The organism is Streptomyces sp. MK37H, from assembly GCF_018035285.1.
Taxonomy (GTDB): domain Bacteria; phylum Actinomycetota; class Actinomycetes; order Streptomycetales; family Streptomycetaceae; genus Streptomyces; species Streptomyces endocoffeicus.
Genome location: NZ_JAAAYH010000799.1, coordinates 1 through 1,768 on the forward strand (window position 1 = coordinate 1; position 1,768 = coordinate 1,768).

Genomic DNA, 1,768 nt, shown 5'->3' on the forward strand with positions numbered 1-1,768 from the left:
CCGTTCGCCGAGGGCGACCAGCTGCTGCTCTACACCGACGGGGTCATCGAGGCGCGGGACCGCGGCCGGGAGTACTTCCCGCTGCTGGAACGGGTGCCGCGGCACATCTGCGACGAGCCGTCCCGCACCCTCGCCTCGCTCCACGACGAACTGCTGTCCCATGTGGGCGGCCGGCTCCACGACGACGCGGCGCTGCTGCTGCTCCGCAAGCCGGTGCTGGGCGCGGTGCGCAGGGCGGCGGATATGCCGTCGGCGTGAGCGGATGCGCTGTCGGCGTGACCCGTGGTCCGTATGACCCGCTCAGCGCCTCCGACGGATCGGCTCAGATGACGCCCTGGGCGGCCATCGCCTCCGCCACCCGCACGAATCCGGCGGCGTTCGCGCCCAGGGCGTAGTCGTCGGGGGAGCAGCCGTAGCGGTCGGCGGTGGCCCGGCACAGGGTGTGGACCTCGGTCATGACGGCCGCGAGGCGGGCCTCGGTCTGGGCGAAGGTCCAGCGCTCGCGGGACGCGTTCTGCCGCATCTCCAGCGCGGAGGTGGCCACACCGCCCGCGTTGGCGGCCTTACCGGGGCCGAAGAGCACATCGGCCTCCCGGAAGATCTCGATCGCCGCCGGGGTGCAGGGCATGTTGGCGCCCTCGGCCACGGCCATCACACCGTTCTTGACCAGGGCGATCGCGCTCTGCTCGGTCAGCTCGTTCTGGGTCGCGCAGGGCAGGGCGACCTCGCAGGGCAGCTCGAAGACCGAGCCGCGGCCGGAGAAGACGGCGCCCGGCTTGGCGTCGGCATAGGCGGAGATCCGCTGCCGCCGGACCTCCTTGATCTCCTTGAGCAGCGCGAGGTCGATACCGTCCGGGTCGACCACATGGCCGGAGGAGTCGGAGCAGGCCACCACTCGGCCGCCGAGGGCGTGGACCTTCTCGATGGCGTAGAGGGCCACATTGCCGGAGCCGGAGACGACGACCGTAAGGCCGTCGAAATCCCTCTCGCGGGTACGCAGCATCTCCTGGACGAAGTGGACGGTGCCGTACCCCGTGGCCTCGGTACGCGCGGGTGAACCGCCCCAGGCGACCGGCTTACCGGTCAGCACACCGGCCTCGAAGCGATTGGTCAGCCGCTTGTACTGGCCGAAGAGATAGCCGATCTCGCGGGCGCCCACTCCGATGTCCCCGGCCGGCACATCGGTGTGCTCGCCCAGATGGCGGTGGAGTTCGGTCATGAAGGACTGGCAGAACCGCATGACCTCGCCGTCCGAACGCCCCTTGGGGTCGAAGTCCGCACCGCCCTTGCCACCGCCGATGGCGAGGCCCGTCAGCGCGTTCTTGAAGATCTGCTCGAAGCCGAGGAACTTCACGATGCCCAGATCGACGCTGGGGTGGAAGCGCAAGCCGCCTTTGTAGGGGCCCAGCGCGCTGTTGAACTCCACCCGGAAGCCCCGGTTGACCTGGACCTCGCCGTCGTCGTCCACCCATGGCACCCGGAAGACGAGCTGCCGCTCCGGCTCGCACAGCCGCTCCACGATCCGCGCCTCCAGATACTCCGGATGCGCGCCGAGCACGGGGGCGAGGGCCGGCAGCACCTCGCGCGCCGCCTGGTGGAACTCGGACTCCCCGGGGTTGCGGTGCACGATCTGCGCGTAGACGGCCTCGATACGGGCGCTGACGTCCATGGGTGCGTGGTGCCTCTCTGTGGTCTTCTGTCTCATATGCCGGTCCTGTGGGGGTCCAGGATCTTGTCCCCGGCGGGGTTCACCATGGCGGCGCGCCCG

The 1,768-nt window shown here is 70.3% G+C and carries 2 protein-coding genes; one reads left to right on the forward strand and one right to left on the reverse strand.

Features of this window, described 5'->3' with window-relative positions:
- On the forward strand, nucleotides 1-258 hold a 258-nt coding region (locus GWI24_RS44000; protein ID WP_210951606.1), incomplete at its 5' end, for a SpoIIE family protein phosphatase.
- Nucleotides 259-322: 64 nt separating this feature from the next.
- On the opposite strand, the gene gdhA is transcribed toward GWI24_RS44000, so the two are convergent.
- Complete coding sequence (gdhA, locus tag GWI24_RS44005; RefSeq protein WP_210951607.1) at nucleotides 323-1,669, reverse strand: NADP-specific glutamate dehydrogenase; 1,347 nt, start codon at nucleotides 1,667-1,669, stop codon at nucleotides 323-325.
- Between the last annotated feature and the right edge of the window lie 99 nt (nucleotides 1,670-1,768).